The following is a 23,702-nucleotide window of genomic DNA, read 5'->3' as shown; positions in this document are numbered from 1 at the left end:
ACAAATTTGCTTATGTCAGATGTTAAGTTAGCAAAAGAAGCAGGGTTTTGTTTTGGGGTCAAGAGAGCTGTTGATGCAGCCTTAAAGATTCAAAATGAGTACTGCAAGAGGATTTACACATTAGGACCATTAATTCATAATAATGATGTGGTATCATATCTTCAAGACAATAATATATATTCTGTTGAATTAGACGAAATATCTAATTTATCAGAAGGGGATGTTATAGTTATAAGATCTCATGGTGTACCAAAAGAAACTTTAAAATTATTAGAAGACAAAGGGTTAATAGTAAAAAATGCTACTTGCCCATATGTATCTAATATTCAAAAAAAAGTTGAAAAGTATTATAATGATGGTTATCAAATAATAATACTTGGAGATAAGAATCATCCTGAAGTTATTGGGATAAATGGATGGTGTAATAATACAGCAATTATTACAAAGGGAGATGAACTTCCTGACATTCCTAATTATAAAGTTTGTGTAGTTTCTCAAACTACAGAAAAAAAGGAAAATTGGGATAAATTACTTAATAGATTATCTACATATAATCTTAATATAGAGAAATTCAACACTATATGTGCTGCTACTGATGTTAGACAAAACAGTGCTAAAGAATTATCAGAAAAAGTAGATTATATGATAGTAATAGGTGGTAAGCATAGTTCTAATACAACTAAGCTATATCAGATTTCTAGTAGTAATTGTGAAACTATTCATATAGAAAATGCAAGTGAATTGTCAAATGACTTTTTAGATAAATGTAAAAACAAAAAAATTGGAATTACAGCTGGTGCATCAACACCAGATTGGATAATCAGGGAGGTAATTAGTATTATGGAACAAAATTCAAGCAATCAAGAACAACTAGATTTAATGGCAGAATACGACAAACAATTTAAAGCAGGAGATGAAGTGCAAGGAGAAATCCTTTCAAAAACTATAGATGGAGTTGTTATTTCATTAGTAGGATATAAAGCAGATGGTATAATTCCATTAAAGGAATTAACTCTTCAAGGAGATCCAAAGGAATATGCTGATTCATTAAACATAGGAGATACTCTACAAGCTAGAATAATATCAAGAAAAGTTAATGAAGATGGTTATGTAGTATTATCAAGAACTGTTTTTGAAAAAGAAAAAGTATATGATGAATTACAAAAGTTATTTGATGAAGGAACTGTTTTTGAAGTTAAAATATCAGAAGTAAAAGAAAAAGGATTAGTAGCATATTATAAAGGTGCTAGAATATTTATACCACAATCACAAATCGACATTAAGTATGTAGAAGACAAAGCTGCATTAAAGGATACAACAATGGAAGTTAAATTAATAGAATTCGTTAAAGGACGTAATTCAAAGATAATAGCTTCAAGAAGAGTTATTCTAGAAAAAGATGCAGCTGAAAAAGAAGCAAAGGCTTGGGATTCATTCAAAGTTGGTGATGTAGTTAAAGCAGAAGTTAAGAGATTTACTTCATTTGGTGCTTTTGCTGAAGTTAATGGAGTAGATGGTCTTATCCACCTTTCTCAAATATCATGGAAACATGTAGCTAAAGCTGAAGATGTATTAAAGAAAGGCGAAGTTATTGATGTTAAGATAATAGATTTAGATAAAGAAGCTAAGAAATTATCATTAAGCATTAAACAATTAACTCCTGAACCATGGGAAAATGTTACTGAAAAATATCCAGTTGATTCAGTTGTTTTAGGAACAGTTGTTAGAATAAATGATTTTGGTGCATTTGTAGAATTAGAACCAGGATTAGACGGATTAGTTCACATCTCAAAGATAAGTGAAGAAAGAATAGAACATCCATCACAAGTATTATCTATTGGTGAAGAAGTTAAAGCAAGAATTCTTTCAGTTGATGAAGAAAAGAAGAGAATTAGCTTAAGCATCAAAGATGTTTAATATTTGTAATTAAAGATTAAAAACTCCCATATATTTTATTGTAGGGGAGTTTTTACTTTAATAGGAGAAATTTTATGGTTGTTTTAGAGAGGTTAAATAATAACAACGCTGATATATTTGATTCTTTATTACAAGATTCCAAAAAAGTAATAAAATATCAACAAGACTTCTATAGATATTACATGCATAGAGGGTCTGTTCATAGATTTTTTATAAAAAAAGCAATTAGATTGTTAAAATATAAAGATGATTATATAGGATACATATGGTTAGATACAATAGGTGGTAAATCTCAAAGGATAAATGATATATACATTGTTCCTGAACATTTAGAATTAGTTAATCCAACAACAATGAATTTGCTTAAAAGTAATGTTTTAATTTATGAAGGTTATGAAAATGAATATATTATATATTTAGCAAAAAGATTGGATATGAAGTTGTTCAAAGCAACAAGGCTTATGAAGATTAACAATAAAATGTTAAGAAATGATGAAGATTATAATATATCATATAAAGTTTATGATAAAATTACGGATAGAAAGATACGGTGTTATATTCAAAATGAAGTCTTTAGCAATAAGGATAGAGTTCCTCTTACAGTAAGTGATATAGAATTTGATGAAGGTCAAGAATATTATATTCAAGATTATTGTATTTTTATAAAATATAATAATGCAATAATTGGTTATGGACAGATTGTATTTAATAGAGGACAATATTTTATTGTAAATCTTGGGATAATTAAAAGTTATAGAGGATTTGGATATGGCAAGCTTTTACTTAATAGATTACTTAATTTAGCCAATAAAGATGGTATTAAAGATGTATATATCAGAGTTGAAAATGATAATAAATTAGCAGCTAAACTATATGAAGAAACTGGGTTTGAGGATGTAGGTAAGATATCCAATTGGGTATGGCATAGAATATAGGTAATAAATAACAAGTTTTAAATGTACTTTATATGTATGTTTTAAGCTTGTTATTTTAATGTTTAGAAAAGTTTATAAATTTTTTAATTAGAAATGCTTATCTTTTTAGGCTTTAAAGTATAATTTTTATAAAAGGCATCAAAAATAATTATATTGATTTAAGATAATGATTTATATATAATAGTTGTAGTTAAAGTAGGAGGAAGAGAAATGGCGATAAAATTCAAAGATATAAAAAAATTTGATCCTAAGATGGGGGAAGGAAAGTATTTTCATATCTGCACTTATGGATGTCAGATGAATGAAGAAGATTCTGAAAAGCTATCAGGAATATTGAAGTCATTAGGGTATAAAAAGACAAGTATAAAAGAACAAGCTTCTATTATACTATTTAATACATGTTGTGTTAGAGAGAACGCAGAGAACAAGGTTTTTGGTAATGTTGGTGCATTAAAGAAAATGAAAAAAAATAATCCTGATTTAATAATAGGAATATGCGGTTGTATGATGCAACAAAAAGGGATGCCAGAAAAAATATTAGAAAAATATCCTTTTGTAGATATAATATTTGGAACTCATAATGCACATAAGTTCCCAGAATATCTAAATGCAGTTAAGACTCAAGGCGTTAAAATAAAAGAGATTTTTAATGAAGAAACAGAAATAATAGAGGGAATGCCTGTAGAACGTGAGAGTGATGTTAAGGCATTTGTAACTATTATGTATGGTTGTGATAATTTCTGCACTTATTGTATAGTTCCTTATGTAAGAGGTAGAGAAAGAAGTAGAAAGCCAGAAGATATAGAAAATGAAATTAAGGATTTGGTAAGTAAAGGATATAAGGAAGTAACTCTTTTAGGACAAAATGTTAATTCTTATGGTAAAGGCTTAGAAGATGATATGAATTTTGCAAAGCTTCTTAGAAGAGTTAATAATATAGAGGGATTAGAGAGAATTAGATTTATGAGTTCTCATCCTAAGGATTTAACTGATGAAGTTATTCAAGCAGTAAAAGAATGTGATAAGGTATGTGAACACATTCATTTACCTGTTCAAAGTGGTTCAACTAACTTATTACATAAAATGAATAGAAAATATGATAGAGATGCTTACTTAGAATTAGTTAATAAGATTAAAAGAGAAATTCCAGGATGTGCAATTACTACTGATATAATAGTAGGATTCCCAGGAGAAACTGAAGAGGACTTCCAAGATACATTAGATATGGTTAAGGAAGTTAGATATGATTCTGCCTTCACTTTCATATATTCAAATAGAAATAACACACCTGCAGATAAAATGCCTAACCAAATTCCAGAAGAAGTTAAGCATGAGAGATTCAATAGATTAGTTGAGGAAGTAAATAAAAATGTTATAGAATTAAATAAGGAATTTGAAGGAAGAACAGTTGAAGTTTTAGTTGAAGGTACTAGTAAAAATGATGAAACTAAATTAATGGGAAGAACTAGATGTGGAAGATTGGTTAACTTCCCAGGAGATAATAACTTAATCGGAAGTTTAGTTGATGTTAAAATAACTAGAGCTCAGCCATTCTCACTTATAGGTGAATTAGTATAAAAGAAAAATAGTGCCATGACAAATACAAAACAAGTTTTTGAACCTGTTATAATGGCTAAATAAAATCTAAGGCTTAAATAGTGGCTTTGATGATTTTGTTTTTAAAAATACTTATGGTCTTTTCCAGGAATATGTTGACGTATAGTAATAGATTCATTAAATATTATTATGTTTATTGATTAATTAGAAAATGTCATCAACACACTGATGGAAAAGACCATAAGTATTATTTTATTCTATAGCAAATTATATTAAATTTATAGCAAATTATATTAAATTTATAGCAAGGTATAAAAGTTAACTATATGGATATACTAAAAAAGTGTTGGTCTTACAAATATATGTTCCATATAGTATAATAATATGTAATGACAATAAGAGTTGGTGATTGAGTTGATAAAGCAAAAAATATTAGAAGGCTTTAGGAATAGTACTTATGGTAATAAAGAAACTCTAGGTAGAAGAGTTTTTAATAATGATTTGGTAACTGATGTGGATTTTGAATCAACTGAAGAAAAACTACAGATTATATCATCTGTTATTTCTGAAGAGCTATTTAATCAATATTCATGCAAAATAGATATTTATAAAAGTGACTTTGATGTGGCATATACTAGTTGTACTTGTGCTGATTTTGAGAAACACTCTATTAAGAAAAAAGGCTATTGCTGTAAACATTTAGTCGCTACGTTTATGAAATTCATGGATATGTTAGATAGTGATGATGGATTACTTAATAGATTAGGAATGGAAGATAAGAGAGAGAATCTAGTAGTTACCAGTGGTATGTCTATATTAGATATGCTTGTTAATAAAGATGATAGAAGAAAATCATTAAAATTTGAAGTTATATTAGATAAAGTTTCATGGAGCAATGGAATAACTGCTGAGTTTAAGATAGGCACTAAAGACATGAAATCTAATAAATTATATACTCTTAAAGATATAAATAATTTTTTGTTAGCATTATATAATAGAATTCCTATAGAATATGGTAAGGATTTTACATTTAATATTAAAGAACAAAAGATAGAATCTACAGAACATAAACTTATTAATTTTTTGAAGTTATTAAGAGAGCTAGATTATAATAATAATTACTATAAAAAGATAAATGATAGAATAATTTCAGGTAAAAAAATTACTATTCCTGATGGATTTTTATTTGAATTTATAAATATTATAAAACACTTAAGGGTCTATTTAGGAAGTGGCTTTTTTAGTAGGGTTATAGAAACAGAGATAATAGAATCTGATATTCCTTTTGAGTTGTCACTAAAAGAAGTAGGGGATATGATGAAATTAGAAGCACCTAGGGGTGTGCCTATTTCTCTTTCTAGTAATAATGATATATTCTTGATGGGTACAGATATATATATTCCATCTTATGAACAAGCAGAGAAGCTTATCCCTTATATTGAAATATTTAATCATGGCAAGACTATTTTCTTTTCTAAATACGAAAAAGATAGAGTTCTTAGAGAGCTTATTCCAGAAATGCAAAAAGTTACGAGTTATGTTGAATTATCTAAAGAAATACAAGAAAAAATAGTATTATCACCAGTTTCGTTTAAATTTTATTTTAATAAGGAAGATTATACAACATTAACTATAAAAGTTATTTATGATAAGTATGAATTTAACATATTTGATACTTTAGAGGATATAGTAATATATCGTGATACTAATAAAGAATCACAGGTTTTAGATATAGTTAAAAAGCTAGGTTTTAAAGTTATAAAAACTAAATTTGCATATGTAAAATCAGAAGAAGAATTATTTTATTTCTTTAAGTATGATATATCTAAATTACAAGAGTTAGGAGAAGTATTTTATTCTGATTCATTTGTTGGAATAAAAGATATTAATAGAAATATTCAAGGAACAATAAAAAGAGGCAAATTTGATTATCTTGAATTTAAATTATCTATAAAGAATTTGCCAGATAATGAAATATATAAAATACTTAGAGCTTTTAGAGATAACAGAAAATATTATAGATTAGAAGATGGAGAATTTTTAGATTTAGAAGATATAGAACTTAATAATCTACTTAAACTTTTAGATTCTATTTCGCCAGATGAAATAAATGATTCTATAGAAGTTCCAAAGAGTAAGGGAATATATATAGAAGATTATATGGAAGATAAGGAAATAACTTATTTCTCTGGTAGAGAAGAACTTATTGGATTAAAGAATTCTTTTGAAGAAGTAAAAAATAAGAAATATAAAGTGCCAGATGCAATAAAAGCTGAATTGCGTGAATATCAGAAATATGGATATAATTATTTAAAAACATTAGATGATCTTGGATTTGGTGGAATATTATCTGATGAAATGGGGCTGGGTAAAACATTACAAGCTATAACTTTTTTATGTTCTAATAATGATGCACATTCTCTTATTATTGCACCTACATCACTTATATATAATTGGTATAATGAATTTAAAAAATTTGCACCTAGTATGAAAATAGGGATAATATATGGTAGAAAAGATAACAGAAAAAAAATAATAAAAGATTACTCAAGATATGATGTTGTGTTAACTACATATAATACCCTGAGGTTAGATATAGATGAATATACAGATATTACATTTGATTATTGCATTATAGATGAAGCTCAAAACATAAAGAACCATAATTCTAAGAATGCAAAAGCAGTTAAATCTATACAAGCTAAAAGAAGATATGCATTAACAGGAACTCCTCTTGAAAATTCTCTTATGGAATTATGGTCTATATTTGACTTTATTATGCCAGGCTATTTATATAATGAAGAAAAATTCACCATGAGGTATCATAGGCGTTTAGAAGAAGATGAATGTATTATAGAGGAACTAAATAGACTGATAAAACCTTTTATCTTGAGAAGATACAAAAAAGATGTGTTAAAAGAACTACCACCCAAGATAGAAAAAAAATTAGTTGTACCTATGTCTGAAAAACAAAAGTCAGTATATAAAACTTATGCTGATCATGTTAGAAATATACTAGAAGAAAAGGTTAAAGATAATGAATTTACTTCAAGTAAGATAGAGATATTATCATATATTACAAAACTAAGACAGATAGCTATTAATCCAGCTGTTGTTATGAATGAATATAAAGGTGGAAGTGGCAAGATAGATGCTCTTATAGATATAATAAAGTCAAGTATAGCAGAAAATCATAAGATATTAGTATTTTCACAATTTACATCTGTTCTTAAGTTAATAAAGCCTCTTCTAGAAGAAGAAAATATTACATATAATTATCTAGACGGAGCAACCAAAACAAAAGATAGAAATAAATTAGTAGATGAATTCAATAGTTGTAATACTAATGTATTTTTAATCTCTTTAAAGGCAGGTGGAACTGGATTAAACCTTACAAGTGCTGATATAGTTATACATTTAGATCCATGGTGGAATCCAGCAGTTGAAGATCAAGCCACAGATAGAGCACATAGGATAGGGCAGAGAAATGTTGTAGAAGTAATAAAGATGGTTTCAGAGGGAACTCTTGAGGAGAAGATATTATTACTTCAAGAACAAAAAAAGGAATTAATAAATAAAGTGCTTGATAATGGAGATTCATATTTAAGTTTAATAACAAACCTAACAGAAGAGGATATTATAGGTTTATTTTCTAGATAAGTTATGAAACAGAATATTTATTGTTAGATATTCTGTTTCATATATATTAAAGTCATGTTATAATGTAAATGTTTAAATTAGTAATTTTATTTCGCTTTATAGGAAATTATATAAAATTTGCATCTAAGGCTTCATAGTTGCCTTGATGATTTTGTTCTAACATTAAAATGGGGAGGAGGACTGCTACTTAATTCTAAGTAGCAGAAAGAGATATGAGTAAATATAGTTATGGACTTGGAAGTTATAAGAATATAAGTGAAGGTAATGAAATTTTATGGATGATTGGTAATGGAATAGGTGGTTATGCTAACCATACAATATGCGGTGGAGGTGCTAGTTCATTTCATGGGTACTTAGTTGCATCTCTTAATCCACCAGTTAAAAGAGTTTCAGTTTTTACTAGAACTACAGAGAAGCTAACAATAGACAATAGAGAGTATGATTTAACTAGTCAAGAATATATCAATTCATCTAAAAATGGCCAAGAATATATGGAGAAATTTGAATTCGATACAATTCCAACATATTATTATAAAGTTGAAGATGTGAGAATCAAGAAGACAATAGCTTTAGAATATGGACATAATACAGTAGCTGTGTGTTATGAAGTAGAAAATGGTTTTGATGAATTAGATATGAGTATAACACCACTTTTTAATTATAGAAGTGCTGGAGAGGTTTCTGAAAAATCAGAACTTAAGTTTAAAACTAGTATAAATGATAAAATATTATCACTTGTACCAGAAGCTAATACGGATGTTATGATTAATTTTTACTCTTCTAAGGGAGAATATTATGATAGAAGTAATTATGAAGTTACAATGGCAACTCCTAATTATTTAATAGAAGAGAATAATTATTATAAAATAGATAATAGAACTGGTTTTTTAGGAGTAGATAATCATTTTACACCTTATGAAGTAAGAATAAAATTAAAACCACAAGAGAAATCAAAATTTTACTTCATATGTTCATTAGAAGATATAAAAGATAAATCAGGTTTTGATATATGTGATGAATATAAAAATAGAATAGATAAAATAATACTTGATTCTGAATTTGAAGATGAATTTATGAAGGATTTAATAAAAGCATCAGATCATTTTATAGTTAAAAGAGAAAGTACAAATCTTAAAACTATACTTGCAGGTTTCCCATGGTTTACAGATTGGGGAAGAGATACAATGATAGCTTTTGAAGGACTTACTCTAGTACCGAAAAGATTTAAAGTTGCAAGAGAAATTCTTGAATCATTTTCAAAGTATGTGAAAAATGGTCTTGTACCAAACTTATTTCCAGATGCAAATACCAAACCAGAATATAATACAGTAGATGCTTCTATGTGGTATTTCCAAGCAGTCCACAAATATTTACAATATGATACATCTGTAGAAGCATATGATTTTGTTAAGGATAAGATATATAGTAAACTAAAAGAAATAATTAAAGCTTATTCAACTAGTACAGAATTTTCTATTGGAATGGATAGTGATTATTTAGTTCATGCAGGTAATGGCTTAGATCAAGTAACATGGATGGATGTTAGAGTGGGGGATCTTGTTGTAACTCCTAGACATGGAAAACCAGTAGAGATTAATGCTTTGTGGTACAATGCATTATGTATAATGGCAATACTTAGCGAGATGTTTGGTGATGATAATAAAGAATATAGTGAACTTGCACAAAAGGTTAAAAGGTCATTTAACAATAAATTCTGGAATGAAGAAAAAAAATGTTTGTATGATGTTGTAGATGAAAATGATGATAAGATACGACCTAATCAGTTATGGGCTGTGTCATTACCTTTTTCAATTTTAGATAAAGAAAAGGAAAAATCTATTGTAAATGTGTGTTATAAACATTTATATAACATATACGGTATGAGAAGTTTATCATTTTTAGATCCAGATTATAAAAATAAATATATTGGTAAACTTATAAATAGGGATAAAGCTTATCATATGGGAACAACATGGGGATTTTTAATAGGACCATTTATAACTGCTTATATGAAAGTTAATGATTATAATGAAGAATCAGTAAAAAGAGCAAAAGAAATGTGCTTATTATTTAGAGATCATATGAAAGATGGATGTATTAATGGAATTGCTGAAATATTTGATGGGGATTTTCCTTCAACAAGTAGAGGTTGTTATTCTCAAGCTTGGAGTGTAGGCGAAGTAATGAGAGCTTATAACGAAGTATTAATCCACGAAAAAAACAATTAACATAATATGGAAAATATGCTATTATTATTTTATCTAATAAAGATATATTCTTTATTAAAAAATAATAATAGCTTTTTTATGTCTAAGAAATTATAAAGTTTCTTTGAGAGCAAGTTAGGAAATTATTTTGCTTAAAAAATCTATTATAATGGCTAAATAAAATGAAAGGAGAAGCTACTAGGAAAAGTTGAACAAAATTTAAGGTTCCATAATCGCCTTAGCGATTTTTTTATAAAGTTTTTAGTAGTAAAGAATAAATGTCTGCAATATGGGGAATAATAAATACTAAAGATAAGGGCATAAATAACAATCTTATATATAATATGAAGAATCAATATTGTAAGTATAACATTGATGATATTATGGAGAAATACGGAGATGAATATTATATAGCTTGTGGAATTCAATATATAACTGTTGAATCTTATGTAGAAGAGTTGCCTATTGAAGATGATGAGATTATATTTGATGCAGATGTGATGTTAGACAATTGTAAGGAACTTATTAGAGAACTCAAGTTAGAAGATAATACTCCTGATGGATATATAATGTATAGAGCTTATAAAACATGGGGCTTGGACTTTTTAAATCATATTTATGGTGTTTTTTCATTTATGATATATGATAAAAGGAAAAAAGAAGTAATATTAGGAAGAGATCATTGTGGTGCTAGGAGTATATATTTTGCTGTTAATGAGGGAAGAATTTTATTTTCAACACTTTTAACCCCTATAAGAATTATATATAATGAAGGAATTAACGAAAGATATCTTATTGATTATATTGGATTATTAGGATTATCTCATATTAGTGAATGTGAAGAAACTATATACCAAAATATCTATATAGTAGCTCCAGGTGAGTATGTAGTAATAACCAATAATGAATATAGAAGAGTCGAATATTATAATCCAACTCAAAACATAAAAAAACTCAATTTATCAAGGGATGAAGAATACAAAGATATATTTCTAAATACATTTAATACAGCTGTGAAAAGTGTACTAAGAACTGAAGACAATATTGGTATATTATTAAGTAGTGGATTAGATTCAACATCTGTAGCATGTGTAGCATGTAGATTCCTTAAATATAAAAAATTAAAAGCATATACATCAGTTCCACTTAATGATTATGTTAATGACACTCCTAAATACTACAAACCAGATGAGAGTAAAGAAGTGGTGAAATTATCTTCAGTGTATAAGAACATAGAGAATCATTTTATATCATGTGAAGGTAAGGATGCATATAGCAATATATATGAAAACCTAGATATTCTTGAAACACCTTATAAGGTTATACAAAATAATACTTGGTTATCTACCATTTTAGAAGAAGCTCATAAAGATAAATGTAGAATTGTATTAAATGGTCAATGTGGTAATGGAACAATATCCTTTGGCGATATTAACATTCATTTTGTAACTTTATTGTCTACAGGAAAATTAAAAGAATTTATGAGGGAATTAAAAAATTTTTCAACGGAATATAAATGTGGCAGAAAAGATTTAATTAAATTATTGTATAGAAACACTAAAAATTCATCTAAAGAACCTCTTCAAAAAAATATTATAAAAGATACTTATATAAAAAAATATAATCTAAATAAAAGATTATGGAATACTTCATGTAGTGTAAAATCCTTAGAAAAAGATAAAAGTGTAATTTATCATAAAATATCTTTATCACAAATAGGCGAATTAGAAACAAAAGCATCATTAAAGAATGGACTTATCATAAGAGATGTAACTAGGGATAGAAGATTGTATGAACTTGTCCTAAGTTTTCCAAGTAATCAATTTGTAAGAGATGGTGTAACAAGAAGATTAGTTAGAGAATATTTAAAGGGAATAGTTCCTGAATTTATTATAAAAGATGATCATAGAAGAGGACTGCAGAGTGCAGATTGGTATTATAGACTTAATATTAGGTGGGAAGAAATATATTTAGATATAGAAAAAAATATACTAGATAAAACTTTATCTTCTTATATTGATCAAGATTATGTGGAAGATTTATTACAATCTATTAAGGATGGGGTTAATAGTGAGAATGAAGGTATAGTTAGAGTTCTTATATATTTATCAATAATTTCTATATTTTTAAAAAAAGATAGAACAATGTATTTACAAAATATGGTAAAAGATATATAATATTATTGTCATCAGAAACAACTATAAATGAACAATGATGATAATATGTAATGATATATAATGCTAATTATATATAAATATACTTATTCTTTAGGGGGTATTAATTATGAAAAAGATATGGTCATCACCAAAGATTAACACAATGAACATTACAGAAACACAATATGCACCAAATGGTGGAGAGGTATTTGATGGATATTGGACAAGCAAAGACGGATCAACTATAATAAACACATATAGCTAAAGAGAAAATATAATTTGCTAGGGATATAGAGTTATCTATGTCTCTAGCATTTTTTTAACTTTATTATATAAGAGGTCTTATTAAAAGTTATTACCATTCCATCCCCAATTATCAACTTCTTCAAATTTTACATATATAGATTTTGGAGGAATGTGTAATTTAGAATTATATAAATTGCATATTTCAGAGGTAACTGCCTTTAAGTAATCTTCAGCTACGGAACCAAATAACTTTACTTCAATAAATGCGCCATAATCAAGTTTTTGGCCTTTAAAATATAAAGGAAAATTATCTTGAAATCCAACCATGAGAAAATTTTCGGATTTTCCAGGAATGTCATCTACTATTTTTCCTAATTCTGTTTTTAAGTACTCTCTTTCGACTTCTGTTAATTTTACTGTAACTTTAGACTCAATATATGGCATATATATAGCTCCTTATAATTTTATTATTCTTAATATTAATATATAAAATTAAGTTAAAATATGTGAGACAAAAATTATATAAAAAATTTAAATGTTTTATGGATAAATTATTATATTAATGAATAAAAATATAGTATAAATATATATTTAATATTTAATATGTAAAATAATTTGGGAGAGTGATACAATGAGTTTATTTAAAACAATGACAAGTATTATATGCGATGAGTATGATGATGCAATAGAAACATTAGAAGAAATAATAAAAAGTAATGGAGGCGTATTTCAAGAGGTAACAAATGATTATTCTAGTAATGATGTTGGAATTGTAACAGGATATAATAATCATATAACTATAATTTATCCTAAAAATTTTGCGTTTGGAGAAGCGTGTACTATAGCATTAACTAAAAAAATAGGAACACTTGGATTTATGTTTCATACTAATATAGATGATTTATGGATGTATGTTTGTTATGAAAATGGCAAAGAAATTGATAAATTTAATCCTCTATTTGAATACATGGATGGTGATAAAAAAGAAATTGAGCAATGGAAAGGTAATCCTGAGTTAATTAGTAATAAATTCGATGTGGATTTTATTGATATTAAAAAATATTATCATGAAGAACATATGGATTTTTCAGAATATAAAGAAATGTATCTTACAGAAAATAGTTTGGAAGATTTTATGAAAACTCTTAATTTTAATTTGCCAAAACAAGACAAATATATAAAGAAAATAATTATGTCTTTCCCTAATATAAATTTTTAGACAAATATGTTGAAAAAATTAACTCAAAAGGGTATAATTTTAACTAACGTAGAGATTTTTAATTTTAGGAGATGGATAACTATGGAAAAGACAGAAATCAAGTGGGACGAATTAGGATTTAGTTATATTAAAACCGATTATCGTTACAGAGCCTACTATAAAGATGGAAAGTGGGAAGAAGGAAAATTATACGAAGATAATATGTTAAACATAAGTGAAGCATCTACAGCTTTACATTATGGACAAGAATGTTTTGAAGGATTAAAAGCATTTAGAACTAAAGATGGAGGAATCCAAATATTTAGACCAGATCAAAATGCTAAGAGAATGAATTCTTCAGCAAGAAAGTTATTAATGCCTGAAGTCCCAGAAGAAATGTTCATTAATGCTTGTGTTGAAGTTGTTAAGGCTAATGAGAGATTTATACCTCCTTATGGAACAGGCGGAGCATTATATATAAGACCATTTTTAATAGGTACAGGAGACAACATTGGAGTTGGTCCTGCTCCTGAATATTTATTCTCAGTATTCTGTGTTCCAGTTGGAGCATATTTTAAAGGTGGAATGTCACCAGTAAACTTCAAGATTGCTGATTGTGATAGAGCTGCACCACGTGGAACAGGTAAACAAAAAGTTGGTGGTAACTATGCAGCATCTATATTAGCTCATGAACAAGCTAAAGCAGAAGGATATGCAGACTGTGTATACTTAGATCCAGCAACTCACACTAAGATAGAAGAAGTTGGTTCAGCAAACTTTATAGGTATTACTAAAGATAATAAACTTGTAACACCTTTATCAGATTCTATTTTACCAAGTATTACTAAGTATTCTTTATTAGAACTTGCTAGAGATTATCTTCATATGGAAGTAATTGAAGGTGATGTATATATTGATGATATAGATCAATTTGCAGAAGTTGGTGCTTGTGGTACAGCTGCTGTAATAAGTCCTGTAGGTGGAATTTTCTACAAAGGTAAATTACATGTATTCTATAGTGAAACTGAAGTTGGTCCTGTATTAAAGAAATTATATGATTTATTAGTAGGTATTCAATTAGGTGATATTGAAGGACCTAAAGGATGGATATATAAAGTTAAATAATTATGATATTTATTGTAAACCACTCATTATATATGAGTGGTTTGTTTTTTTACTTTTTAGAAAATTATATTTTGCTTGTAGTTGTAGACAGATACCTTATATATGGTGTTTAAGTAATGTTAGACTTTAGAAAATTAATAGCAGGAACAATGTGAAATAATAGTTTATTTATTGTATTTGTGGTAAAATAAATAAAAGGATTTGTATAACGAGGTGATGTATTATGGAAGAATATAAATATTTATTAGATATAGCTATTATACTTATTTCTACTAAATTTTTAAGTATATGTTCTAGGCATTTTAAATTACCTGCAGTAGTAGGTGCATTAATTGCTGGAGTAATATTAGGTCCTGTATGTTTAAATGTAATTACTATAGATAATAATAGTGTTATAGAAAGTCTTGCTGAGATTGGAGTAATAGTACTTATGTTCCAAGCTGGACTCGAAACTGATTTAAAGGAACTTAAAAAAAGTGGAATGGCATCTTTTGTGATAGCTTTGTGTGGGGTATTAGTTCCCCTTATTCTTGGAACTATTGTTGGAGTATTTTTTGAAAAAAATATATTACAAGATATATTTATGGGAGTAATATTAACTGCTACATCTGTTAGCATTACAGTTGAAACACTTCAAGAAATGGGCAAGCTTAAATCAAGAGCAGGAACTGCTATATTAGGTGCAGCTATTATAGATGATATTTTAGGAGTTATTTTATTATCTCTTATTACTAGCATAGGTACTAGTGGAAAAGCTGATGTTGTTTCTATACTTATAATTTTGCTTAAAATAATTGGTTTCTTTGTAGCTGCTATAGTTCTTGGAATACTTGTATACAGATTTTTTAAATGGTCTGAGAATAGAAGTGCAGTTCATAGAAGAAGAATCCCAGTTTTAGCATTTGCATTTTGCTTGCTATTATCATATGCTTCTGAGTTATTTGGTATAGCAGATATTACTGGTGCTTATATAGCTGGAGTAATATTATGTAGCTTAAGTGAAAATAAATATATATTATCTAAGGTTGAAGTAGTTTCATATATGTTTATATCCCCTATATTTTTTGCAAGTATTGGATTAAAGACAGTAATTTCTGGAATGAACTTTAAAATAATAATTTTCACATTAATAATAACTATTATTGCAATAATTAGTAAAGTTTTAGGATGTGGACTAGCATCAAAAGTTTTGAAATATACAAATAAGGAATCGCTTCAGATAGGTGTTGGAATGATATCTAGAGGTGAAGTTGCACTTATCATGGCTAATAAAGGAATTGCTATTGGATTATTAACTAAAACTTTTTTTGCACCAATAATAATTATGGTAATAATTACAACATTGATAACTCCGGTGTTATTAAATTGTGTATTTAAAGAAAATAAGAAATCTATGGCTTAATTAATTTTATAAAAGTCAAAACTTAAAAGAATTGCGTTATGCATTTTGAGTTTTGACTTTTATTTGTGGGTAAGAGGAGAATATATGAAAAAGCAAATAAAGAAAACGAGAGTTATAGTTATACTAATTTCAATGATTATGATATGTGCAATAAGTGTTTTATATAAATATAATACTTATAATAATTCTGCAAAATCAGAAATTAATAGTATAAATATTTTGATTCATGATAACAAATATTTAGAAGCATATAATAGGTGTAAAAGTTATAAATACAAAAAATATGGTAATTATAACAAAGTAAAGAAGCTAATTGATAAATTAAATATTATAGCTGATGAGAAATATATAAAAGGCATAAAAATATTAGAAAAGGATAAAGGTAATAATTATTCAGAAGCAATAAATTATTTTAGTAAATATAATGAAGAGTTTAAATATTCAGATGAAAAATGTAAAGAATCTAAAGAAATAATTAAACTTATAGATGATTATACTAAATGCCAAAATGAATTAAATTCTAAGATGCCTGTTGTAACATATTATGAAGAAAACAATAAGATAATAAAAAATATTGAATCGTATATTGAAAGCTTTGACTATTTTAGAGATATAATAAATGTAGCAATAGACAATAGAGATCGTATGAACATGTATAATGTATATACATATTGGAATAATAATAGAGATTATTATTATTCTATGAAGGAAGAAATAAGTAACTTATACAACAATCTTGGCGAAAATTCTATATTTGGTGATGAAGATATGCAAATTATATATGAATATATAGATAACGGAATAATGCCAGGAGATTATATTGAAAAATATATTAAGGAAAGAAAAATTACTTCGTCAGATAAAAATGATTTTATAAATAAATATACAGATTATGTTTTTTTAAAAGATAGAGTAACAAATATGTTAACAAGAAAAAAAGAAATATTAACAGAAACGACAAGAGAAGTCAAAGAAACAAATGATAAGATGTCAAAAATTGACGAAGAAATAATAAAATTATGTAATTATTAAAGGTTTACATAAAAAATACATAAATGCAAGCGTTAAAAGGTGATTAATGCTTGCTTTTTACATATTTAAAACAGAAATTTAATAAACTATTTAATGTTCATAATTTACTATATAAGTTAAAAAGACGTTTATAATTATTTACTTCGTGTTAATATTTAGCAATTGAAACTTGCGAAATTATATTCTATAATAAACTTAATAAAAAACTTGGTGATAATGTATAAAACACAGATTTATATATATTGACTTACAAGAGGAGGTTGAGCAATATGTTAAAATTAGAAAAAAAAGATTATGCAAAGGTAAATGATTTATTTAAAGAATTAAATTATAATGTTGTTATCAATTCTATAATTAAAGGTAATGCTCAAGGAGAGATATATGTAGATAATATAAAAGCTCCCAAGGTAGCAATTGTGTGGAACAATGTAGGAGATGTTTTAATAGGTGGAGATAGTTCTGATGAAGTTGCAAATAGATCTATTGATGACCTAATTAAAAATGTATTTATTCCACAAGTTATCAAATTAGGAGTAGAAGTTTCAAGAATTGAAATTTCTTATACTGAAAATTTTGAAGGCAAATTAAAGGTATTAAAAGATAAAGCTTCAAAAGATGTTGTGAGAAATGTTTATAAATTTAATAAATTAAAAGTAAATCCTTTATCAGTCATTCCAAGAAAATTTGAGTTAGTTGAGATACATGAAAATGTACTAAGAAATAATAAATTAGAGCATTTAGAAAAGTTAAAAGGATGGATAAATACATTCTGGAATTCAGAAGAAGAATTTTTGAAAAACGGAATAGGTTATTGCTTAGTTAAAGATAATGTTATAGTAAGTTTTTGTATATCTGCTTATACTTATGATGAAAAAGTGGAATTTGTACTTAAAACAAGTGAAATATTTAGAGGTAGAGGTTTTGGTAAATCTGTTGCTTCTGCATGTGTAGAAAAAGCTGTTAAGTCAGGAAAACAAGTTGAATGGCAATGTGATAATGATAATGTTCCAGCTACTAGACTTGCAGATAGTTTAGGATTTGAAATTGATTTTAGAGCTAATAGCAAATTAATAGCACTTGATGAAATTGAAAGATCTCAAGAAAATCTTTCGTAATAAGTTTTGAAATAAGTTATTTTGATTTAGATCACCGTATATTTTGATATATGGTGATTTTTTTGCTTTAAATAATAGAGTTGGGATTCATGAAAGAGATTTATAGTTGTATTATTAAATGCTAATATCTTTTCCATATATGTGTTGTTATATTAAAAATCAAAATTTGTCGTTATTTTGGTGACGAAAATATGTTTAAAAGAACGTTAGTTTGGAAATAATTCTAATATATAAATACAATTGAGGTACATTATTATGAATTATTTATCAATTATCAAGAATATTGAAATGACATCTTGCCCACATTGCAATTCTGGCCATATATGTAAATATGGTTATGTAAAAGATCGCCAAAGATATAAATGTAAAGAGTGCAGTAGAACATTTACTTCATACACTAATAAGCCTTGGAATAAGTCTAAATTAAATATTTTATTATGGAACAGATATTTATCTCTTATGCATAATAAACTTACATTGTCAGAGTGCGCTAGAATACTACATATTAACATAAAAACAGCCTTTAGTATAAGACATAAAATAATGATGGCAATACAAGTCCAACAGAATTTATTAGATGGTGAAGTAGAAATTATAAAAAGAACATATTATGAAAATAGAAAAGGTAGCAAGAATATATCACGGGATAAGAAGAAATTTAATATACACTTTGGTCTTAATAGTAATAAAGATACATTTTTAGATCTTGATGTAAGAGCTATGTCTATTCAACTTGTAAAAGATGTTATAAGAAGAAATACTAGTACAAAATCTATTATTGTACCTTCAAATAATAGATTTATTAATTTAGCTATAAAGCCTATTAGTTCTGCAATAAAGAATAGCATTATAAAATGTCTTGATGCTTGTAAAGAATTTAAGTACTATGAACTATGGCATAAAGACTTTAGAGGAATTGCTACTAAATATATATATAGATATTATTATTGGTATAAAAATAATAATAATATTAAATACATCTTTTATGCTGCTTGTATATAATTTTAATAAACAATACTTAAGTACTATATTCTTTTTAATTAAACATAAAAAAGAATCTTGTATATTATTTCAACAGATATATGGAAAAGACCATAAGGTAAAAAATATACATTATATAAATTTAAAACTTAAAATATTGAAAAAAAGGCAGTTACACGATATAATTATGTTGAATATACGTTCAATGAATGGAGATTTAACGAAAATGGGAATAAGAGAGCAAAAAAAGAAGCAAAGAAAAGCAGAGATATTAAGAATATCCTTAGATTTATTTATAAGAAAAGGATATAGTAATTGTAAGATATCTGATATTGCAAAAGAAGCTAATATGAGTATGGGGTTAATGTTTCACTATTTTGAATCAAAAGAAGTTTTATTTAACGAACTTATTAATATGGGGATAAATACTTCAAGAGTAAAAATCAATAATTCACTTGATGATCCATTAGAGATATTAACTAAAGTTGTTCAAGATTATCTTGATTTAACTAGAAACAATAAAGTTGCAAGTAATATGTATCTATTAATAGAGAGAAGCAGAGTTAGTTTAGATGTTCCAGAGGAAATGAAGGATAAACTTAATAATAAAGATTTTTTAGAAAATATTATATCAATAATTGAAGCAGGACAAGAAAAAGGTGAAATAAAGGAAGGAAATTCGCATTTGTTAGCAATTACATTAATGTCAGCACTTAGAGGAATACTTGAGAATATTATATTAAATGAAGAAGAGGATATTCCAGAAGCTTCTTGGATAATTGACTTAATAAGAAAATAACATATTTAAAATATAAAAGTTTTTTGTTTTTTTTAGTTGATTTAAGATATAATATATTAGAAGTATGCTTAAATTAAGTATGCTTTTATTATTTATAAAATTTTGAGGTGATTATATAATGGCATTGACTCCAATGATGAGGCAATATTTAGAGATAAAAGATAAATATAATGATTGTGTATTATTTTTTAGAGTAGGTGACTTCTATGAGATGTTCTTTGATGATGCAAAGGAAATATCGAGAGAGTTAGAGTTAGTTCTTACTGGTAAGGATTGTGGCTTAGAAGAAAGAGCACCTATGTGTGGCATTCCTTTTCATGCAGCAAATAGTTACATTCAAAGACTTGTACATAAGGGATATAAAGTTGCAATATGTGAGCAGGTAGAAGATCCACAAACAGCTAAAGGATTAGTTAAGCGAGATGTTATTAAAATAATAACTCCAGGTACCTATATAGATAATAATGCAACAATAGATAATTTAAATACTTACTTAGTATGTATATATGAGGATGGAGATAGAATAGGTCTTGCATCTACAGATATAAGTACAGGGGAATTTAAAGTTACTTCATTTAACAATTTAAAAGCTACATTGTTAGATGAACTTACCAAAATAGCTCCTAAAGAAATAATAGTTGATAATAGTATCAGTGAAGAACTTTTAGATGAGATAGTAAATGCTACTTATGCACTTATAACTAAAAGAAATTTACATGAATTTAATGTATCTAATAATGAACTTATTAGACAATTTTCTGAAGTTGAAGTATCTGATTTAGATGAAAGTGCTAATATGGCATGTAGAGTTTTGCTTAAATACATATTTGAAACACAAAAGATTAGTTTGACAAACATTAATTTCTTAGAGAGTTATGATATTGTTAACTTTATGACTATAGATGGTAGTTCTAGAAAGAATCTAGAATTAACTATGAATATACATGAAAAAACAAAAAAAGGTTCTTTGTTGTGGGTATTAGATAAAACAGCAACAGCAATGGGAGCTAGAGCCCTTAGAAGAATAATAGATGAACCACTTATAATAAAAGAAGAGATAGAGAAGAGATTAGATGGAGTTGAAGAGTTATTTAACAATATTTCTTTAAATGATGATCTTAGAATAGTTCTTAAAGATATATATGATATTGAGAGAATAGTAGGTAAAATATCTAGTGCAAATGTCAATGCAAAAGATATGATATCACTTAAATCATCTCTTGAGAAAATTCCTAACATAAAAAAAGAATTAAAAAATGTAAATAGTTCGCTACTTGTTGAATGTGAAAGGGATTTAGATGAATTACGTGATGTATATGAATTGCTAGATAAAGCTATAATTGATGAACCTTCTTTATCTATAAAAGAAGGAAATATAATAAAGGAAGGTTATAGTGAAGAGATAGATGAATTAAGGCAAGCAAAATTACATGGTAAGGAGTGGATAGCTGCTTTAGAAAGTTCTGAGAGAGAAGAAACGGGAATTAAATCTCTAAAGGTTGGTTATAATAAAGTGTTTGGTTATTATATAGAGATAACAAAGGCTAATTATTCTATGATTCCAGAAGGAAGATATATACGTAAACAAACTTTATCTAATGCAGAGAGATTCATTACTCCAGAACTTAAAGAAGTTGAAGAAAAGATTTTAGGCTCGGAAGAAAAACTTATAAGCTTAGAATATGATTTATTTGTTGATGTAAGAAATAAGGTAGAACGTGAAATAACTAGACTTAAGAAAAGTGCTAGAATAATTGGAAATTTAGATGCATTTTCTACATTAGCGTTAGTAGCTTTAGAAAATGATTATGTTAAGCCAACTATTAATGATGAAGGCATAATTGATATAAAAGAAGGTAGACACCCTGTTGTAGAGAAGGTTATAAATAAGGGGGAATTTGTTGCTAATGATACTTATCTTAATACAACAACTAATGAACTACTTATAATTACAGGACCTAACATGGCAGGAAAATCAACATTTATGAGGCAAGTAGCACTTATCACTCTTATGGCTCAAATGGGATCTTTTGTTCCATGTAAATCTGCTAATATATCTATATGCGATAAGATATTTACTAGAATAGGAGCATCAGATGACCTTGCAGGAGGGAAATCAACATTCATGGTAGAAATGTGGGAGGTATCTAATATATTAAAAAATGCAACTCCTAAAAGTTTAGTTTTATTAGATGAAGTTGGTAGAGGTACATCTACATATGATGGGTTAAGTATTGCGTGGGCTGTAATAGAACATATATGTAATAGTAATAATTTAAAATGCAAGACGTTATTTGCAACACATTATCATGAATTAACCAAGTTAGAAGGAACAATAGATGGAGTTAAGAATTATTCTGTTGCTGTAAAAGAAATCGAAGATAATGTTATTTTCTTAAGAAAGATAATAGAAGGTGGAGCTGATCAGTCATATGGTATAGAAGTTGCAAAGCTAGCAGGAATTCCAGATGATGTTATTAAAAGAGCAAAAGAAATATTAGAAGATCTTGAAAGTAATAAAGTTGAAATTGCTGTGGCAGAAAATAATACAAAGGTAAAAGAAGTTGTAAAAGAGGTTATTAAAGAAGTGCCTGTTATTAAGGAAGTAATAAAAGAAGTTCCTGCAAAAGAAAATGATAATATGCAGCTTGATTTTGCAGCGGTAGAAAAAGAAAATTTAATTGAAGAAATAGCTTCTTATGATATATTGAACATGAATCCTATGGAAGCAATGAATACATTATATTCTTTAGTTAAAAAGGCAAAAGAGTTTAAATAAAAGAAGGGGGCTTTTATTATGAGTATTAATCATAATGTTAGTAAAAACGAAGTTTTTAGTGTAAAAGCATGTGGAATAGTAATTAAAAATAAAAAAATATTACTTGTAAATAAAAAAGGAACAGATTATTTAACATTTTTAAGTGGAGATGTTAATTTTGATGAGCAATCCCAAGATTCTGTTATTAGAGCATTTAAAGAAAAAATAGGAGCAAATGTAAAAGCTAATAGACTTATGTATATTATAGAGAATTTCTATAATTCTTCAGATAAAAGAGTTCACGAATATATATTTGTTCATATGATGGTTGATACTAGAAATGAAATAAAGGTAACTGATGATGAAGTACTTCTTTTAGGTTCTGATGATTTATCATATAAGTGGTATGACACCGAAAAGATGGAAGAGCTTAATATAAAGCCAGATTTATTTGGAGGTAGATTAGGAATACTTCCAGTAGAGCCTGAGCATATGGTTTTATATGATGATAAAAAAATAGTATGTAAAAAAGGTATAATGAGTTAACATTGATTATTATAATACTTAGGTAATTAAATATATAATTATCTGAGTATTATTTATTTTAATTTTAT

17 protein-coding genes are annotated in these 23,702 nt (G+C 26.8%); 16 read left to right on the top strand and 1 reads right to left on the bottom strand.

Annotated elements, in window-relative coordinates; translation table 11 throughout:
- The first annotated feature begins 12 nt into the window (after window positions 1-12).
- The 7 genes from KQI77_RS05790 to KQI77_RS05760 all read left to right on the top strand — a co-directional run bounded on the left by KQI77_RS05790 (window position 13) and on the right by KQI77_RS05760 (window position 12,697).
- Window positions 13-1,917 carry a bifunctional 4-hydroxy-3-methylbut-2-enyl diphosphate reductase/30S ribosomal protein S1 gene (locus KQI77_RS05790; RefSeq protein WP_216389325.1) on the top strand — a complete coding sequence of 635 codons (1,905 nt, stop codon included), beginning with the start codon at window positions 13-15 and terminating at the stop codon, window positions 1,915-1,917.
- 74 nt (window positions 1,918-1,991) lie between these two features.
- Complete coding sequence (locus tag KQI77_RS05785; RefSeq protein ID WP_216389324.1) at window positions 1,992-2,852, top strand: GNAT family N-acetyltransferase; 861 nt, start codon at window positions 1,992-1,994, stop codon at window positions 2,850-2,852.
- Window positions 2,853-3,104: 252 nt separating this feature from the next.
- A complete protein-coding gene (miaB, locus tag KQI77_RS05780; RefSeq protein WP_253289363.1) occupies window positions 3,105-4,430 on the top strand; it encodes a tRNA (N6-isopentenyl adenosine(37)-C2)-methylthiotransferase MiaB in 1,326 nt (441 codons plus the stop codon).
- 384 nt (window positions 4,431-4,814) lie between these two features.
- Complete coding sequence (locus KQI77_RS05775; RefSeq protein WP_367397278.1) at window positions 4,815-8,069, top strand: DEAD/DEAH box helicase; 3,255 nt, start codon at window positions 4,815-4,817, stop codon at window positions 8,067-8,069.
- Window positions 8,070-8,281: 212 nt separating this feature from the next.
- Window positions 8,282-10,297, top strand: a complete 2,016-nt coding sequence (locus tag KQI77_RS05770) for an amylo-alpha-1,6-glucosidase (RefSeq protein ID WP_216389321.1) — start codon at window positions 8,282-8,284, stop codon at window positions 10,295-10,297.
- 257 nt (window positions 10,298-10,554) lie between these two features.
- Window positions 10,555-12,453, top strand: a complete 1,899-nt coding sequence (locus KQI77_RS05765) for an asparagine synthase-related protein (RefSeq protein WP_216389320.1) — start codon at window positions 10,555-10,557, stop codon at window positions 12,451-12,453.
- 106 nt (window positions 12,454-12,559) lie between these two features.
- Window positions 12,560-12,697, top strand: coding sequence for a hypothetical protein (locus tag KQI77_RS05760; RefSeq protein ID WP_216389319.1), 138 nt, complete (start codon window positions 12,560-12,562; stop codon window positions 12,695-12,697).
- An 80-nt stretch (window positions 12,698-12,777) separates the two neighbouring features.
- Here the strand turns inward: KQI77_RS05760 and KQI77_RS05755 are convergent, their stop codons facing one another.
- Window positions 12,778-13,122 carry a phenylpyruvate tautomerase MIF-related protein gene (locus KQI77_RS05755; RefSeq protein ID WP_216389318.1) on the bottom strand — a complete coding sequence of 115 codons (345 nt, stop codon included), beginning with the start codon at window positions 13,120-13,122 and terminating at the stop codon, window positions 12,778-12,780.
- Between the two features lie 187 nt (window positions 13,123-13,309).
- Between KQI77_RS05755 and KQI77_RS05750 the strand changes: the two genes are divergently transcribed.
- The 9 genes from KQI77_RS05750 to KQI77_RS05710 all read left to right on the top strand — a co-directional run bounded on the left by KQI77_RS05750 (window position 13,310) and on the right by KQI77_RS05710 (window position 23,634).
- Window positions 13,310-13,897: a hypothetical protein gene (locus KQI77_RS05750; RefSeq protein WP_216389317.1), complete on the top strand. Its 588-nt coding sequence runs from the start codon at window positions 13,310-13,312 to the stop codon at window positions 13,895-13,897.
- Between the two features lie 81 nt (window positions 13,898-13,978).
- Window positions 13,979-15,001 (top strand): branched-chain amino acid aminotransferase, encoded by a 1,023-nt coding sequence (locus KQI77_RS05745; RefSeq protein ID WP_216389316.1) that lies wholly within the window; start codon window positions 13,979-13,981, stop codon window positions 14,999-15,001.
- A gap of 223 nt (window positions 15,002-15,224) precedes the next feature.
- A complete protein-coding gene (locus KQI77_RS05740) occupies window positions 15,225-16,403 on the top strand; it encodes a cation:proton antiporter (protein WP_216389315.1) in 1,179 nt (392 codons plus the stop codon).
- Window positions 16,404-16,487: 84 nt separating this feature from the next.
- The gene (locus KQI77_RS05735; RefSeq protein WP_216389314.1) at window positions 16,488-17,435 is read left to right on the top strand and encodes a hypothetical protein; all 948 of its coding nucleotides are present in this window, start codon (window positions 16,488-16,490) and stop codon (window positions 17,433-17,435) included.
- A gap of 269 nt (window positions 17,436-17,704) precedes the next feature.
- Window positions 17,705-18,550, top strand: a complete 846-nt coding sequence (locus KQI77_RS05730) for a GNAT family N-acetyltransferase (protein ID WP_216389313.1) — start codon at window positions 17,705-17,707, stop codon at window positions 18,548-18,550.
- Window positions 18,551-18,805: 255 nt separating this feature from the next.
- Window positions 18,806-19,552, top strand: coding sequence for a hypothetical protein (locus KQI77_RS05725; RefSeq protein WP_216389312.1), 747 nt, complete (start codon window positions 18,806-18,808; stop codon window positions 19,550-19,552).
- A 205-nt stretch (window positions 19,553-19,757) separates the two neighbouring features.
- Window positions 19,758-20,330, top strand: a complete 573-nt coding sequence (locus KQI77_RS05720) for a TetR/AcrR family transcriptional regulator (RefSeq protein ID WP_216389311.1) — start codon at window positions 19,758-19,760, stop codon at window positions 20,328-20,330.
- 118 nt (window positions 20,331-20,448) lie between these two features.
- A complete protein-coding gene (mutS, locus tag KQI77_RS05715) occupies window positions 20,449-23,109 on the top strand; it encodes a DNA mismatch repair protein MutS (RefSeq protein ID WP_216389310.1) in 2,661 nt (886 codons plus the stop codon).
- A gap of 18 nt (window positions 23,110-23,127) precedes the next feature.
- A complete protein-coding gene (locus tag KQI77_RS05710) occupies window positions 23,128-23,634 on the top strand; it encodes an NUDIX domain-containing protein (RefSeq protein ID WP_216389309.1) in 507 nt (168 codons plus the stop codon).
- Window positions 23,635-23,702 lie beyond the last annotated feature (68 nt).

This window comes from Clostridium sp. MSJ-8, assembly GCF_018918325.1.
Classification (GTDB): Bacteria; Bacillota; Clostridia; order Clostridiales; family Clostridiaceae; genus Clostridium.
Note: the sequence above shows the minus strand (reverse complement) of the source record. Positions and strands in the feature narration are given on the sequence as shown.

Bases quoted from the DNA above. Each gene is read 5' to 3' on its own strand.
- KQI77_RS05790 (WP_216389325.1), top strand. From the start codon at position 13: ATGTCAGATGTTAAGTTAGCAAAAGAAGCAGGGTTTTGTTTTGGGGTC.
- KQI77_RS05785 (WP_216389324.1), top strand. From the start codon at position 1,992: ATGGTTGTTTTAGAGAGGTTAAATAATAACAACGCTGATATATTTGAT.
- miaB (WP_253289363.1), top strand. From the start codon at position 3,105: ATGGGGGAAGGAAAGTATTTTCATATCTGCACTTATGGATGTCAGATG.
- KQI77_RS05770 (WP_216389321.1), top strand. From the start codon at position 8,282: ATGAGTAAATATAGTTATGGACTTGGAAGTTATAAGAATATAAGTGAA.
- KQI77_RS05765 (WP_216389320.1), top strand. From the start codon at position 10,555: ATGTCTGCAATATGGGGAATAATAAATACTAAAGATAAGGGCATAAAT.
- KQI77_RS05760 (WP_216389319.1), top strand. From the start codon at position 12,560: ATGAAAAAGATATGGTCATCACCAAAGATTAACACAATGAACATTACA.
- KQI77_RS05755 (WP_216389318.1), bottom strand. From the start codon at position 13,122: ATGCCATATATTGAGTCTAAAGTTACAGTAAAATTAACAGAAGTCGAA.
- KQI77_RS05750 (WP_216389317.1), top strand. From the start codon at position 13,310: ATGAGTTTATTTAAAACAATGACAAGTATTATATGCGATGAGTATGAT.
- KQI77_RS05745 (WP_216389316.1), top strand. From the start codon at position 13,979: ATGGAAAAGACAGAAATCAAGTGGGACGAATTAGGATTTAGTTATATT.
- KQI77_RS05740 (WP_216389315.1), top strand. From the start codon at position 15,225: ATGGAAGAATATAAATATTTATTAGATATAGCTATTATACTTATTTCT.
- KQI77_RS05735 (WP_216389314.1), top strand. From the start codon at position 16,488: ATGAAAAAGCAAATAAAGAAAACGAGAGTTATAGTTATACTAATTTCA.
- KQI77_RS05730 (WP_216389313.1), top strand. From the start codon at position 17,705: ATGTTAAAATTAGAAAAAAAAGATTATGCAAAGGTAAATGATTTATTT.
- KQI77_RS05725 (WP_216389312.1), top strand. From the start codon at position 18,806: ATGAATTATTTATCAATTATCAAGAATATTGAAATGACATCTTGCCCA.
- KQI77_RS05720 (WP_216389311.1), top strand. From the start codon at position 19,758: ATGGGAATAAGAGAGCAAAAAAAGAAGCAAAGAAAAGCAGAGATATTA.
- mutS (WP_216389310.1), top strand. From the start codon at position 20,449: ATGGCATTGACTCCAATGATGAGGCAATATTTAGAGATAAAAGATAAA.
- KQI77_RS05710 (WP_216389309.1), top strand. From the start codon at position 23,128: ATGAGTATTAATCATAATGTTAGTAAAAACGAAGTTTTTAGTGTAAAA.